Genomic DNA, 12,898 nt, shown 5'->3' with positions numbered 1-12,898 from the left:
ACCCGACGGGCGCCAATCCTGTCTGCCATGAAAGACGATGCCTATTCCCTGATCCTGGCCGCCATCGAGGCGGGCTCCTATCGCCCCGGCGACCGGCTGGTGGAATCCGAACTGGCCGACCGGTTCGGCGTCTCGCGCACGCCGGTCCGCGAGGCGCTGCAACGGCTGGAAACCCAGGCGATGCTGGTGCGCGATGGCCGCAGCCTGATCGTCGCCTCGCTGGATCACAACCAGCTGGCCGAACTGTATGTCGTGCGCGCCGAACTGGAGGCGCTGGCCGCCCGGCTGGCCGCGCGCCACGCCACCCCCGAAGAGGTGCGGGTTCTGGCGCAGATGCTGGCCGAGGATCAGAAGGCCGTGGACGACCCCGAGACGCTGGCCCGCGCGAACAAGCGGTTTCACCACCAGATCCATCTGGCCTCGCATAACCGCTATCTGGTCCAGCAACTGGATCTGGTCCATCGCAGCATGGCGCTGATGGCCAGAACCTCGCTTGCGGCCGAAGGCCGCAGCGAAACGGCGCTGTCCGAACACAAGCGCATCGTCGATGCCATCGCGGCGGGCGACGGCGATGCCGCGGACAAGGCGCTGCGGCAGCATATCTCGATGGCGTGGGAAACCCGGCTGAAGCTCGAGGCGCAGGGCGAACATGTCTAGGGTCAGGCGCATGGCATCGCCGCGCCCATGCGGCTGATCAGGTGCGGCTGATCCGGACCGAGGCCGACCTGGCCGAGGGCGCTGCGCATCTGGCGCGGGTCTGTCCGGTCTGGGCGCGCGTGCTGCCCCAGATCGGCCCCCTGCCCCTGCGGCGCCGCGAGGATGGATTCGAGGCGATCGCCGGCGCGATCGTCGCCCAGCAGATCTCCGTGGCGGCGGCCGCTTCGATCTGGGACCGCATGGTAGCGGCGGACCTGATCACCGCATCAGCGATCACCGCGGCCAGCGATGACGATCTGCGCGCCGCGGGCCTGTCGCGCCCGAAAGCCCGATATCTGAAAGCCATCGCCGCGGCGGGGCTGGACTGGGACGGGCTGCGCGACCTGCCCGACGATCAGGCCATCGCCACGCTGGTCGCGCTGCCCGGCATCGGTGTGTGGACGGCCGAGATCTATCTGAAGTTCGCGCTGGGTCGTCCCGATGTCTTCGCCGCCGGCGACCTGGCGCTGCAGGAATCCGCGCGGATCATGTATGGGCTGGACACGCGGCCCGGCCCCGCCGCGCTCCGCGATCTGGCCGAGCCATGGCGACCTTGGCGTGCGGTTGCGGCGCGGGGGCTGTGGGCCTATTACCGGCTGGCCAAAGGACGCGAGGGAATTCGATGACGGAACTGAAATCGGCCCGCAAGGGACCGCAGGACGCCGACGCGGTGGTGGTCTTTCTGCATGGCTATGGCGCGGATGGCGCCGACCTGCTGGGACTGGCCGATCCGCTGGCACCGCATTTGCCTGGCACCGCCTTCCATGCCCCCGATGCACCCGAACGCAGCATCAACAATCCAGTGGGCTATCAGTGGTTTCCGATCCCGTGGCTGGACGGCTCGTCCGAGGCGGACGCCAAGGCCGCCATGGATCGCTCGGTCACCGCGCTGAACGGGTTTCTGGACAAGGTGCTTGCCGATGAGGGACTTGATGCCAGCCGGATGGTGGTCATCGGCTTTTCGCAGGGTACGATGATGGCGCTGCATGTGCTGCCGCGCCGGTCCGACGAGATTGCAGGCATCGTCGGCTTTTCCGGTCGTCTTCTGGAAGCCGAATCGCTGGAAAGCGAGGCGAAGGTCAAACCGCCGGTGCTGCTGATCCACGGCGATCAGGATCCCGTGGTTCCGTTTCAGGACATGGGCCTTGCGGGTGATGCGCTGCTGGCGGCGGATTTCGACGTATTCGCCCATGTGATGAAGGGAACCGGCCACGGCATCGCCCCGGACGGGCTGTCGGTCGCGCTGAGCTTCATCAAGGACCGCCTGGGCAAATAGCCTGCCAGCCTGACGGCTGGCGATGGCCGGGGGGGTTGCCACCCCCCGGACCCCCTGCCTGGGATTACTGTCGGACCAGCCGCGCGCGACGTTGGCTCAGGACCAGAGGGCGGGATCGGCAAGTTCGATCGAATTGCCCGCAGGATCGCGGAAATAGATCGACCGCGCCCCGTTCGGCCAGCGGAAATCGGCCTCGATCGCGACGCCGCGACCGCTCAGGTGGTCGCGCCACCGGTCCAGCGCGTCGGGCGACACGGCAAGGCAGAAATGGCCGGGGCCACGCGCGCCATGCGGCGGCACGGGCAACCGGGCATCGGGTTCGGGCGGTCGCTGCGTGGCATCGGGGCGAAAGACCAGCAGAAGCTGCGGCCGGGGCTGATTGGTGATTCGAAAAAACACGTGACGCCCGGGCACCGACTGAAACGCCGTCAGCCCCATCACATCCTGCCAGAATGCCGTCGCGGCATCCAGATCATCGGCGTAAAGCGCCGTTTCCAGCGTCCCCAGAAGTTCCGGCATGCGATCTGTCATGGTCGCGATCCTGCCACTGAAACCGGCACGGGGCAATCTGTCACGGCGATGTCACCCAGTCAGGGTATTTCATCCCCAGATCGAATACATCCGGGGGCTTGCCAGAACCGGGACGCGATATATAGTCGGCCTTACGGATCTGACGGGCGCCCCGGCACTCCTTGCGGGGGCAGGCGGGAAGGCAACATGCTGGACGAACGACATCAGACGGATTTCAGGACGCAGTTCGTGCGCGAACCCGCCGGGCTTAGACACCACCCGGCGCTTGTCCTGAACGCCGATTATCGACCGCTGAGTTACTATCCGCTGTCGCTTTGGCCCTGGCAGGAAGCGATCAAGGCGGTGTTTCTGGACCGGGTCAGCATCATCGCCGAATATGACGAGGTGGTGCGAAGTCAAAGACAGGCCTTCCGAATCCCGTCTGTCGTGGTTCTCAAGGATTATGTGAAACCCCAGAAGCGCGTGGCATTCACGCGCTTCAATCTTTTTCTGAGGGATGAATTCTGCTGCCAGTATTGCGGCGCCAAGGGTGACCTGACCTTCGATCATGTCGTGCCGCGTTCACGTGGCGGGGTCACAAGCTGGGAAAACGTCGTCGCGGCCTGTTCGCCGTGCAACCTGCGCAAGGCCAATCGCAGCCTGCGCCATTCCGGTCTCAGTCTGCGGCGCAAGCCGTGCCAGCCCACGCCCGAGGAAATGCACGCCGTTGGCCGACGTTTCCCGCCGAACCATCTTCACGACAGCTGGATGGATTTCCTGTACTGGGACGCCGAACTGGAAAGCTGATCCAAAGGGCGCGGTTCTGCGCCATCGGTCGCGATGCCCGTCGGTCAGCCGCGATGATCGTGCCGGTTCCGGTGACCCAGATGAACCAGTGCCGCCGCGCTAAGCACGATCAGCGCCAAGGCGACCTCGGGCACACCCGCCGCGACCGAAACCCACAGTGTCAGGGCAGCAGCCAGAAGAACGGCGATCATCAGCAGCAGGAAATGCGGCAATGGCATGGTGGGCCTCCTTGACTTCAATATGAGGTCCAGGGGCCGCAAAGAAAACCCTGCCGTGAAAATCCCAGCGAATTTTGGCCGCCGCAGCGCGGGTTTCGGGCCATCACATCCGCGCGACCACCAGATGCCCCGCCGCAATCCGCGCGATCGGGGATGAACCGGTCAGGTTGCGGCCTGATGATTCGGCGCTACCAGCGCAAGAAATGGCGCCCAAGCAGCGCCCCGGCCGCGACCAGCCCAAGAATAGCCAGCCCATACCAGGTCAGAAAGAACAGCGGTGCATCCTGATTGCAGTGCAGCGCATAGAACGCCGCCGCCAGCCCGCCGGACGCCAGGCCCAGCATCGCCCCGCTGACCGTCGGGGACACGCATGCCCCTTCGCGCAGGATCCGCAGCCCGACCAGCAACGGCGCCAGCCCGATGAATGTCACAGAGGTCAGGCAGATCAGCGATGTCCTGCCCCGCATCTGCGGCCACAACTGGTCCGGCGCCGTCGATGCCGCCGCCAGCGCCAGCCAGACCAGCGCCAGCACACCTATCAGCGCGGGTATGAACTGCGCCGGCGTGCGCCGGATCTGTGGCCGGGTCAGTCGCAGCGCCGCGCGCAAGGCAGGGATCGCCACGGCCAGCGGCAGCAGCCATTTCATCAGCGTGGTTGGATTGGCCAGCGCCGCGCCCAGATCGGGACGGATACCCAGGATCGACAAGGCCAGAACCGCGGTGGCAATCAAGGCAGGCCCCGCCTGCAACATCAGCCTCGGCCCGATCGGGCGGGGCGCCGTGTCATCCACCGCAAGGACATCGATCAAACGGTCGGTCCGCATCACGTTTCCTCCTGCCGCAGCCGCGCCAGCCGTTGCAAAGCCCGGTGCAGCGCCACGCGCAGCGCCCCTGGCGCCAGGCCAAGCCGCGCGCCGCATTCCTCGCTGCCGCGTTCCTCCAGCGCCAGACAGCGCAGCAGCGCGGCATCGCGTTCGGGCAGGCGGCCGATCAGCGTTCCGGCATCGCGCCGTTCCAGCATGTCAGGCTCGGGCGGGGCCTGCAGCATGTCTGCGAAATCCTCGACCGGCAGATGGATCCGGCGGCCACGACGGCGGAACGCATCGACCAGCTTGTGGCGCGCGATCGCATAGACCCACGGGCGCAACGGCTGGCCGCTGTCCCAGGTCGCGCGTTTCACATGTATCGCCAACAACGTCTCTTGCACCACATCCTCGCACCAGCTTGCGTCCATTCCGGCCGCGCGTGCCCGTACCAGACCGCGCAGCACCGGAGTCATCGCCGTCAACAACCGACGATAGGCCCGCTGATCGCCCGCAATCGCGTCGCGCATCAGCTGTGACCAGTCGCCCTCGGCCTGTCCGGCGTCTTTCGTCATCGGGTGTCCTTACGCAATCCGGCATCCCAGCGTTACAGCATTCCCGGCGGCAGGTCTGCACATCACGTATCCGTGATGCGCGTAACGATCGGGACACCCTCTTCGAATGGCATTCCGGGACGGCGATGCCGCCCATGAAAACCACAAGGAGAGTTAGAAGATGAGCCCGAAATTCGCTGCAGCCCTTGCCACCGCCATCAGCCTTGCCGGCGTCACCGCACATGCGGACGACATGAAGAAGGATGCCGAGATGGAGAAATGCTATGGCGTCGCGCTGGCGGGTCAGAACGACTGCGCCGCCGGACCCGGCACGACCTGCGCCGGCACCTCGACCAAGGACTATCAGGGCAATGCCTGGAAACTGGTCCCGGCAGGCACCTGCGCCGAGATGGAGACCCCGGCCGGTCACAACGGCTCGCTGGAACCGATCGAGATGTGATCCAAGGATCGCGGGCGGGCCATTTTCGGCCCGCCCGGTTTCCCGAATTCCTGCAGTCAGAACGCCGCAGTCAGAACGAAGGACAGTCCGATGCCCCTGCCCGCCACGACCGGACTTGGTTTCAAACCGCAACATTTCCAGGACATTCGCGCCACACGCCCCGATCTGGGCTTTTTCGAGGTGCATGCCGAAAACTATCTGGGCGCGGGCGGTGCGCCGCATGCCATGCTGACCGCCCTGCGACAGGATCACGCGATCTCGATCCACGGGGTCGGCCTGTCGATCGGCGGGCCGCAGCTTGATCTGGCGCATCTGTCGCGGATCAAGGCGTTGTGCGACCGCTATGATCCCGACAGTTTCTCGGAACATCTGGCATGGTCCAGCCACGGCACGGAATATCTGAACGACCTACTGCCGCTGCCCTACACGCCCGACACGCTGGACCGGGTCTGCAACCATGTGGACCGGGTGCAAGAGGTGCTGGGTCGGCGGCTGCTGCTGGAGAACCCGTCAACCTATGTGATCTTCGCCCAGAGCGAGATCCCGGAAACCGATTTCCTGGCCCAGATCGCCCGCCGCACCGGCTGCGGCCTGCTGCTGGACGTGAACAATGTCTTCGTCAGCTGCGTGAACCATCGCAGCGATCCGCTGGCATGGCTGGACGCGTTTCCGCTGGATCTGGTCGGTGAAATCCATCTGGGCGGTCACGATCAGGAAGACCTGCCCTCGGGGCCGCTGCTGATCGACGCCCACGGCGCCGAGGTGGCCGAGCCGGTCTGGGCGCTTTACGCCGAAGTGCTGGACCGCGCCGGTCCCCTGCCGACGCTGGTCGAATGGGACAACGACGTGCCCGAATGGCATGTGCTGCTGGCCGAGGCGCAGCGCGCCGCGACCCTGCTGGCGGATCGGAGGCAGCATGCAGCCGCACAGTGACAGCGCCGCCGATTTCACCCCCGCCTTCCGTGCGGCGCTGGCTGGTGGCGACCTGCCCGATTTCGTGACCGCACGCGATCCGCACGAGGCCGCGATCCGGTTTGCCGTCTATCGCAACAATGTGGCGCACAGCCTGCGCGAGGCGCTGGCCAGACGATATCCGGTGATAAGGCGGCTGGTTGGTGCGGAGTTCTTTGCCGCGATGGCGGGCGAATTCATCGCGGCGCATCCCCCGGCCACGCCCGTCCTTCAGGAATGGGGCGACGCCTTCGCCGGGTTCCTTGCGGAATTTCCGCCGGTCGCGACCCTGCCCTATCTGGGCGATGTGGCGCGGATCGAATGGGCGCGCGGGCTTGCCTATCACGCCGCCGACGCCATGCCGATGCCCCCCGACCGGCTGACCGAAACCGCCCCGCTGCGCCTGCATCCATCGCTGCAACTGCTGCGGCTGACCCATCCCGCATTTGATATCTGGCAGGCCAACCAGTCCGGCCGCGATGGCAAGCTGCGCGGCACGGGGCCGCGCAACGTCCTGATCTGGCGTCGCCCGGATTTCGAGGTCGAGGCGAAGGCCATAGCCGACCCCGACGCCGATTTCCTGCAGGGGCTGATGCAAGGCCAACCGATCGCTCAGGCGGCTGCCTCGACCGATCCCGTGCCGATTTTGACGCTGCTTTTGCGCGACGGACTGATCTGCGACAAGGAGACAGGATCATGACCACGACAATTGCCACCAATCGCCCCGCGGCGCTGCTGCGAAGGGTGAACGGACTGGCCGATCACATGCCCTATGCGGTCGTGGCGCTGGCCGCGCGGCTGTTTCCTGCGGCGGTGTTCTGGGCCAGCGGACAGACCAAGCTGGACGGGCTGAGCCTCAGCCCCTCGGCGATCTATCTGTTCCAGAACGAATATGCGCTGCCATTGATCCCGCCGGAACTTGCCGCGCGGCTGGCCACCACCGCCGAACATGTGTTCCCGGTGCTGCTGATCCTTGGGCTGATGACGCGGCTTTCGGCGCTGGCACTGCTGGGGATGACGGCGGTCATCCAGATCTTCGTCTATCCGTCGGCATGGCCGACCCACGGGTTGTGGGCCACCTGCTTCCTGATCCTGATCGCACGCGGCCCCGGCGCCTGGTCGCTGGACGCGGTGCTTGGCCTTGACCGCGACGGCCGCTGATCCGGCCTGCTGCGCGCGGGACGGGTCAGATCAGCCCGGCATGTTCCAGCGCCGCGTCGATCAGCCGGCGCGTCGGATCGGTCAGCGGCACCAGCGGCAGCCGCACCCGATCGTCGCACAGACCCAGCCGCGACATGGCGTATTTGGCGCCCACCAGACCAGGTTCGACGAAGATCGCGTGATGCAGCGGCATCAGCCGGTCCTGATATTCCAGCGCGGTGGCATAGTCGCCGCGCAGCGTCGCCTCCTGGAACTCGGCACATAGTTTGGGCGCGACATTCGCGGTGACGCTGATGCAGCCCACCCCGCCATGCGCGTTGAAGCCAAGCGCGGTGGCGTCCTCGCCCGACAGTTGCACGAAGTCGGCGCCGCAGGTGATCCGCTGCTGGCTGACCCGTTCCAGCCGGCCTGTCGCGTCCTTCACCCCGATGATCTGCGGCAGATGCGACAGCACGCCCATGGTTTCGGGCAGCATGTCGATCACCGACCGGCCGGGAATGTTGTAGATGATGATGGGCAGGTCCACGGCCTCGGCCAGCGCGGTGTAGTGCGCGATCAGCCCGGCCTGCGTCGGCTTGTTGTAATAGGGCGTCACCACCAGGGCGGCATCGGCGCCGACTTCCTGCGCATGACGGATCAGGCCGATCCCCTCGCGGGTCGAGTTCGACCCCGCCCCGGCGATCACCGGCACCCGGCCCGCCACCAGCCGGACGACCTCTTCGACGACGATGCGATGTTCCTCGTGCGTCAGGGTCGGGCTTTCGCCGGTTGTGCCCACCGGCACCAGCCCGTGGCTGCCCTGATCGATATGCCATTCGACCAGTTTCTTCAGCGTGTCCATATCCAGTTCGCCGTCCGCAGTGAACGGCGTGACCAGTGCGGGCAAAGACCCCTTGAACATGACACGCTCCTTGATGATGTTTTTTCGTCGCGCCTAACTACGCCCGGGCGCGGAACTTGCCAAGGTTGTGAATTGCGTCCCGGCGATCTGGCGGCGACACAGGTGAATGATGCGACTTCTGCGCGACATGTTGGGGGCCGGGCTGCTGGCGATCCTGCCCCTTTCCACACCCGCCCTGGCCGAAGACCGGGGCGCGATGGCGCTTGCGCTGGCCGCAGCCGACACCCGCGACTGGGTCACCGCCCGCGACGCCGCGCAGCGTTCCGGCCCGGTAGCCGAGGCGCTGATCGGCTGGCAGGCGCTGCGCGCGGGCTTCGGAGAATTCGAGGATTACCTGCGGTTCATCCGCAACCATCCCGACTGGCCCGGCCTTGCGCTGCTGCGCGAACGTGGCGATGCGCGGCTGCGTCCCGATCTGCCGACCGGCCAGATCCGCGAATGGTTCGGCGACCGGCTGCCCGACACGCTGCGCGCCGAAACCGCCTTTCTAACCACGCTGGATACCGATGCCGCGCGCGCCGAACGGGTCCGCTTCTGGACCTCGACGCCCCTTGAGGCCGCCGAGGAAACGGCCTTCCTGACCACCTATGAACGCGAACTGACGCCGCTTCTGACGGCGCGTGCCACGGCGATGCTGGATCAGGGCGAATGGCGGCAGGCCGAACGGCTGATCGACCGGCTGCCCCAGGCGGACCGGGCGCTGCTGACGGCGCGAATCGCCCTGCAGGCACGGCGCACCGGCGTGGACGACCAGATCCTTGCCCTGCCCGATGCGGAACGCGACGATCCGGGCCTGACGATGGACCGGTTCCGCTGGCGGGTGCAGGCCAGGTTCCACGACGGCGCGCGCGAGTTGATGCTGGCCGCCTCGACCAGCGAACAGGCGCTGCGGGTGCCCGACGCTTGGGCGCAGATGCGCGTCGATTACGCCCGGCTGGCGATGCGCGGGGGCGACTGGGCGCTGGCCGAACGGCTGGCGGCGGCGCATTTCCTGCCAACCGACAACCGGCATTATTCGGACCTGGAATGGCTGGCGGGCTTCGCCGCGCTGAAGCAGGATGCGCCGGATCGAGCGCTGGCGCATTTCGAACATCTGGAAACCGTCGTCGGCAGCGCCATCAGCACGGCCCGTGCGCTGTATTGGCAGGGCCGCGCACACGAGGATCTGGGCGACGACACCGCCGCGCAGGCAGCCTTTGCCCGCGCGGCGCAGAAGCCCGGTGTCTATTACGGGCAACTGGCCGCCGAAAAGGTCAATGCGACACTGCCGCCTTCCTATGCGGCTCCGGGAAAGGCGGTCGAGACGCTGCCCGACTGGCGCGGGGCGATGCGTGAAAACAGCGTGTTTCAGGCCGGGCTGTGGTTGCTGGCCACCGGCCGCATCGATGAGGCGCAACGCTTCTTCCTGCATCTGGCCGAGACGGCCCCGCCCGACGATACCGCCCGCATGGCCCGGCTGATGATCGAGGCGCGCGCGCCCTGGCACGGGCTGCGTCTGTCCAAGCGCGCCGCCGATCGCGGGGTGATCTATCCGGCCGCGCATTTCCCCCTGACGGGCCTCGAACAGGCGGAACTTGACCTGCCGCCCGAACTGGTCCTGTCGATCGCGAGGCAGGAATCGGAATTCAACCATACAGTCAGCAGCCATGTTGGCGCGCGCGGCCTGATGCAGCTGATGCCCGGCACCGCCGAACAGATGGCCCGCCAGCTTGGCGAGCCGTATCAGATCGCCCGCCTGACCCGCGATCCGGCCTATAACGCGCGGCTGGGTGCGGCCTATCTGCAGGGGCTGCGCGATCGCTTCGGCACCTCGACGGCGCTGACGGCCTCGGGCTACAACGCCGGCCCCGGCAGGCCCGCGCGCTGGTTGCGCGATTTCGGCGATCTGCGGCGTGACATGGACCCGGTCGAATGGGTCGAACTGATCCCCTTCGACGAGACCCGCAACTATGTCATGCGGGTGACCGAGGCGATGCCGGTCTATCGATCCCGCATCCAAGGCAAGCCAGCCCCGATTGTGCCGACATGGGATCTGACCGGCGGCGGGCTGATGCCGCCACCCGTGGCACGCCTGACGCTGGCACTGTCCAGCCGGCCGCCGCTGAAACCCTTCATCGGTCCTGTCTTGCCGCCGGATGGGGTTGCACCGACATCGGCTTCTGCGCCGGATGTCCAGGGCCCGGCGGCGGATTCCGAAACCGCATCGACCGGCGAGACTGGCGGCTAGACGGGTTGTCTGGACAAAGACGATGCCGGCTCAGCCGGTGGATTTCACCCGCGCGCGCCACAGCGTGAACAGCCCCGCCATGACCACGATGACTGCGCCCACGACCACGTTCGGGCGCAGAACCTCGCCGAAGATCGTCACGCCGATGATGCTGACCCAGACAAGCTGCGTATAGGCAAAGGGCTGCAGGGCCGATGCCTCGGCCATCTCGTAGGCGCGGATCATCAGGTAGTGCGAGGTCATTCCGCAGACGCAAAGCCCGGCCATCCAGATCCAGTCGATCGGCGCCAGCCACTGCCAGTCCCAGATACCGACCAGCGTGATCGCGACCGCACCCGCGACGCCGGTCCAGAAAAAGCTGACCATCGGCGGGTCGTCGCGCGACACATGCCGCGTCAGCAGGCCGTAAAGGGCGAACATCAACGCGGCGACAAAGGGCAGCAGCGCCTCGATCCGCATGACACCGCTGCCGGGCTGCAGGATCACCAGGATGCCGACGAACCCGATCCCGATCGCCGTCCACCGCCGCCAGCCGACCTTTTCGCCCAGCACCGGCCCCGACAGCGCCGCGACCAGCAACGGATAGGCGGTGAACACGGCATGGGTTTCGACCAGTCCAAGGCGCACGAACGCCTCGACCATGATCAGCACCTCAAGGACCAGGATCACCCCGCGCAGGATCTGCGTGACCGGCCGTTTCGTGCGCACGGCGCGCTTCAGCCCGCCGGGCTGGCGCGCAACCAGCGCGATCACGAATAGCGCAAAGAACCAATAGCGGAACATCACCACCAGCACCGGCGGATAGGCCTGCCCCAGCACGCGCGAAAACCCGTCCTGCAGGGCAAAGATGAAGGCGGTCGCGCACATCAGCCCGATCGCCATTCCGGTCCGGTCGGTGCCCGGCGGCGGCAATCTGGGCGGCACCGGCGGCGGCGCCGATGCGCCCGCGGCCGAGGATGAGGAATACGGTCCCCTGACGTGCTGATCTGGCATGGCTGCGTTCCCTTCGACCCCGCCATGCGCCGCGCGCGTCGCCGCGTCAAGGCAAGCCCGCCTTGCGCCTGCCGCAACCCGGCACGACTACTGTTGATCACGCAAGCCGACAGCCCAGGCATCCGCTGCCATCATGATCGGTCAGCCAGGTTCGATACCGTCAGAAACATCGATAGCCGACGCGCAGATTGGCCAGAATGAGTGTCGGCTATGCGGGACTTTCCGGTCGTTCGCCAGCCAAACGATGCAATTGCAGCATGACAATGGAGGCGCTCGCAGCTGCAGCAAGCTCGGTTCTGCGTCGCGGCGCAGATCACGGAAGCGGTCGTTGAAGGCTGCGTCAAGCCGGGAAATCTAAACCCACCTTTCGCTGCGCATCGTCGCAGCGCCGCCGATGTGCACAAAGCACCAATTCGCTGCGGTGACCCGAGTGGCAGCTGTCGGCGCATCGCGGCGTTCACATGCCGCAAGTTGAGCGGGAGGTGTCAGTTTGCTAGCAGCGTGAACTTCTTGGCGCGTCATCAACGCGACGTTCTCAGCGATTCTGAGCCCTGTCACCGCGCAAAGTGGTTGATCGTATTGATGTCCGTCGGCAAGAGATCATGGTTCATTGCGTAAGGACAATTGATGGCTCATATCGGTATCGACCTAGGGACAACGAATTCATTGGTCGCGGTGCTGGAAGACGGTGGGCCTCGCCTGCTTCCGAATGCGTTGGGTGAGGTGATGACGCCGTCGGTCGTTGGACTGGCAGACGACGGCAAATCTTTGCTGGTTGGCAGAGCGGCTCGCGCGCGGTTGGTGCGTCATCCCGACCTTACCGCCGCAAGGTTCAAGCGTCTGATGGGAACCGAAAAAGAACTGCGCTTGGGGCGCAAGAGCTATGGCGCCGTCGAACTATCAGCGATGGTGCGGAAATCGCTGAAAGTCGATGCCGAGGCGGAACTGGGCGAGCCTGTGACCGGGGCAGTCATCTCGGTGCCGGCCTACTTCAACGGCCGACAAAGGCAGGCCACCAAAGATGCGGCTGAGATTGCCGGTCTGACAGTGCTTGGTCTGATCAACGAGCCGACGGCCGCCGCGCTGGCCGCAGGCGTTCATGACCGGAACGACGAAAGCACCTTCATCGTGTTGGATCTGGGTGGTGGCACGTTCGATGTCTCAATCGTCGAGATGTTCGAAGGCGTCATGGAGGTGCGCGCCAGTTCCGGTGATGCGGTAATCCCCCCATTTTTGTGGGGGCTTGGTCGTAGAATTTACGCGGCCATTCTCAGTTTCTGTGCGGGTGTCATCCCGCCGTTGCCCATGTTTGGGCGCTCATTGTTGTAGGACCAGAGCCAT

General features: G+C 66.1%; 15 protein-coding genes and 1 pseudogene. 10 read left to right on the top strand and 6 right to left on the bottom strand.

The window, feature by feature from the left end:
- Positions 1-27 precede the first annotated feature (27 nt).
- The 3 genes from J7359_RS07760 to J7359_RS07750 are packed head-to-tail and all read left to right on the top strand — an operon-like array spanning position 28 to position 1,972.
- Positions 28-657, top strand: coding sequence for a GntR family transcriptional regulator (locus J7359_RS07760; protein ID WP_209056075.1), 630 nt, complete (start codon positions 28-30; stop codon positions 655-657).
- A 41-nt stretch (positions 658-698) separates the two neighbouring features.
- Positions 699-1,322, top strand: coding sequence for a DNA-3-methyladenine glycosylase 2 family protein (locus J7359_RS07755; protein ID WP_209056074.1), 624 nt, complete (start codon positions 699-701; stop codon positions 1,320-1,322).
- On the top strand, positions 1,319-1,972 hold the full coding sequence (locus J7359_RS07750; RefSeq protein ID WP_209056073.1) for a dienelactone hydrolase family protein: 654 nt from the start codon (positions 1,319-1,321) through the stop codon (positions 1,970-1,972). The genes J7359_RS07755 and J7359_RS07750 overlap by 4 nt, the downstream gene beginning before the upstream one ends.
- Positions 1,973-2,068: 96 nt before the next feature.
- Here J7359_RS07750 and J7359_RS07745 read toward each other — a convergent pair whose 3' ends face one another.
- On the bottom strand, positions 2,069-2,503 hold the full coding sequence (locus J7359_RS07745; RefSeq protein WP_209056072.1) for a VOC family protein: 435 nt from the start codon (positions 2,501-2,503) through the stop codon (positions 2,069-2,071).
- A 186-nt stretch (positions 2,504-2,689) separates the two neighbouring features.
- Here J7359_RS07745 and J7359_RS07740 point away from each other — a divergent pair, with 186 nt between their 5' ends.
- Positions 2,690-3,289: an HNH endonuclease gene (locus J7359_RS07740; protein ID WP_209056071.1), complete on the top strand. Its 600-nt coding sequence runs from the start codon at positions 2,690-2,692 to the stop codon at positions 3,287-3,289.
- A 44-nt stretch (positions 3,290-3,333) separates the two neighbouring features.
- On the opposite strand, the gene J7359_RS07735 is transcribed toward J7359_RS07740, so the two are convergent.
- The 3 genes from J7359_RS07735 to J7359_RS07725 form a co-directional block, all read right to left on the bottom strand.
- The gene (locus tag J7359_RS07735; RefSeq protein ID WP_209056070.1) at positions 3,334-3,507 is read right to left on the bottom strand and encodes a hypothetical protein; all 174 of its coding nucleotides are present in this window, start codon (positions 3,505-3,507) and stop codon (positions 3,334-3,336) included.
- 188 nt (positions 3,508-3,695) lie between these two features.
- Complete coding sequence (locus J7359_RS07730; protein WP_209056069.1) at positions 3,696-4,331, bottom strand: DUF1109 domain-containing protein; 636 nt, start codon at positions 4,329-4,331, stop codon at positions 3,696-3,698.
- Entirely contained in the window at positions 4,331-4,885 is a 555-nt protein-coding gene (locus J7359_RS07725) for a sigma-70 family RNA polymerase sigma factor (protein ID WP_209056068.1), read from the bottom strand. The genes J7359_RS07730 and J7359_RS07725 overlap by 1 nt, the downstream gene beginning before the upstream one ends.
- 160 nt (positions 4,886-5,045) lie before the next feature.
- Here J7359_RS07725 and J7359_RS07720 point away from each other — a divergent pair, with 160 nt between their 5' ends.
- From J7359_RS07720 to J7359_RS07705, 4 genes are all read left to right on the top strand, one after another.
- Complete coding sequence (locus J7359_RS07720) at positions 5,046-5,324, top strand: DUF2282 domain-containing protein (RefSeq protein WP_209056067.1); 279 nt, start codon at positions 5,046-5,048, stop codon at positions 5,322-5,324.
- Positions 5,325-5,414: 90 nt separating this feature from the next.
- Complete coding sequence (locus J7359_RS07715) at positions 5,415-6,257, top strand: DUF692 domain-containing protein (RefSeq protein WP_209056066.1); 843 nt, start codon at positions 5,415-5,417, stop codon at positions 6,255-6,257.
- Positions 6,241-6,975: a putative DNA-binding domain-containing protein gene (locus J7359_RS07710; protein ID WP_209056065.1), complete on the top strand. Its 735-nt coding sequence runs from the start codon at positions 6,241-6,243 to the stop codon at positions 6,973-6,975. The genes J7359_RS07715 and J7359_RS07710 overlap by 17 nt, the downstream gene beginning before the upstream one ends.
- The gene (locus tag J7359_RS07705; RefSeq protein ID WP_209056064.1) at positions 6,972-7,436 is read left to right on the top strand and encodes a DoxX family protein; all 465 of its coding nucleotides are present in this window, start codon (positions 6,972-6,974) and stop codon (positions 7,434-7,436) included. The genes J7359_RS07710 and J7359_RS07705 overlap by 4 nt, the downstream gene beginning before the upstream one ends.
- Before the next feature lie 25 nt (positions 7,437-7,461).
- Here J7359_RS07705 and dapA read toward each other — a convergent pair whose 3' ends face one another.
- Positions 7,462-8,337: a 4-hydroxy-tetrahydrodipicolinate synthase gene (gene dapA / locus J7359_RS07700; RefSeq protein ID WP_209056063.1), complete on the bottom strand. Its 876-nt coding sequence runs from the start codon at positions 8,335-8,337 to the stop codon at positions 7,462-7,464.
- A 106-nt stretch (positions 8,338-8,443) separates the two neighbouring features.
- Here dapA and J7359_RS07695 point away from each other — a divergent pair, with 106 nt between their 5' ends.
- Positions 8,444-10,564, top strand: coding sequence for a lytic transglycosylase domain-containing protein (locus J7359_RS07695; RefSeq protein WP_209056062.1), 2,121 nt, complete (start codon positions 8,444-8,446; stop codon positions 10,562-10,564).
- Positions 10,565-10,594: 30 nt separating this feature from the next.
- On the opposite strand, the gene J7359_RS07690 is transcribed toward J7359_RS07695, so the two are convergent.
- Complete coding sequence (locus tag J7359_RS07690; protein ID WP_209056061.1) at positions 10,595-11,557, bottom strand: DMT family transporter; 963 nt, start codon at positions 11,555-11,557, stop codon at positions 10,595-10,597.
- A 627-nt stretch (positions 11,558-12,184) separates the two neighbouring features.
- Between J7359_RS07690 and J7359_RS07685 the strand changes: the two are divergent.
- Positions 12,185-12,763, top strand: a pseudogene (locus J7359_RS07685) (Hsp70 family protein); the annotation flags it as partial.
- Positions 12,764-12,898 lie beyond the last annotated feature (135 nt).

The sequence above is a fragment of the Paracoccus sp. R12_2 genome, assembly GCF_017744015.1.
Lineage (GTDB): Bacteria > Pseudomonadota > Alphaproteobacteria > Rhodobacterales > Rhodobacteraceae > Paracoccus.
The sequence above is the reverse complement of the archived record's forward strand: the minus strand, read 5'-3'. Positions and strand labels throughout refer to the sequence as shown.

Bases quoted from the DNA above. Each gene is read 5' to 3' on its own strand.
- J7359_RS07760 (WP_209056075.1), top strand. From the start codon at position 28: ATGAAAGACGATGCCTATTCCCTGATCCTGGCCGCCATCGAGGCGGGC.
- J7359_RS07750 (WP_209056073.1), top strand. From the start codon at position 1,319: ATGACGGAACTGAAATCGGCCCGCAAGGGACCGCAGGACGCCGACGCG.
- J7359_RS07745 (WP_209056072.1), bottom strand. From the start codon at position 2,503: ATGACAGATCGCATGCCGGAACTTCTGGGGACGCTGGAAACGGCGCTT.
- J7359_RS07740 (WP_209056071.1), top strand. From the start codon at position 2,690: ATGCTGGACGAACGACATCAGACGGATTTCAGGACGCAGTTCGTGCGC.
- J7359_RS07735 (WP_209056070.1), bottom strand. From the start codon at position 3,507: ATGCCATTGCCGCATTTCCTGCTGCTGATGATCGCCGTTCTTCTGGCT.
- J7359_RS07730 (WP_209056069.1), bottom strand. From the start codon at position 4,331: ATGCGGACCGACCGTTTGATCGATGTCCTTGCGGTGGATGACACGGCG.
- J7359_RS07725 (WP_209056068.1), bottom strand. From the start codon at position 4,885: ATGACGAAAGACGCCGGACAGGCCGAGGGCGACTGGTCACAGCTGATG.
- J7359_RS07720 (WP_209056067.1), top strand. From the start codon at position 5,046: ATGAGCCCGAAATTCGCTGCAGCCCTTGCCACCGCCATCAGCCTTGCC.
- J7359_RS07715 (WP_209056066.1), top strand. From the start codon at position 5,415: ATGCCCCTGCCCGCCACGACCGGACTTGGTTTCAAACCGCAACATTTC.
- J7359_RS07710 (WP_209056065.1), top strand. From the start codon at position 6,241: ATGCAGCCGCACAGTGACAGCGCCGCCGATTTCACCCCCGCCTTCCGT.
- J7359_RS07705 (WP_209056064.1), top strand. From the start codon at position 6,972: ATGACCACGACAATTGCCACCAATCGCCCCGCGGCGCTGCTGCGAAGG.
- dapA (WP_209056063.1), bottom strand. From the start codon at position 8,337: ATGTTCAAGGGGTCTTTGCCCGCACTGGTCACGCCGTTCACTGCGGAC.
- J7359_RS07695 (WP_209056062.1), top strand. From the start codon at position 8,444: ATGATGCGACTTCTGCGCGACATGTTGGGGGCCGGGCTGCTGGCGATC.
- J7359_RS07690 (WP_209056061.1), bottom strand. From the start codon at position 11,557: ATGCCAGATCAGCACGTCAGGGGACCGTATTCCTCATCCTCGGCCGCG.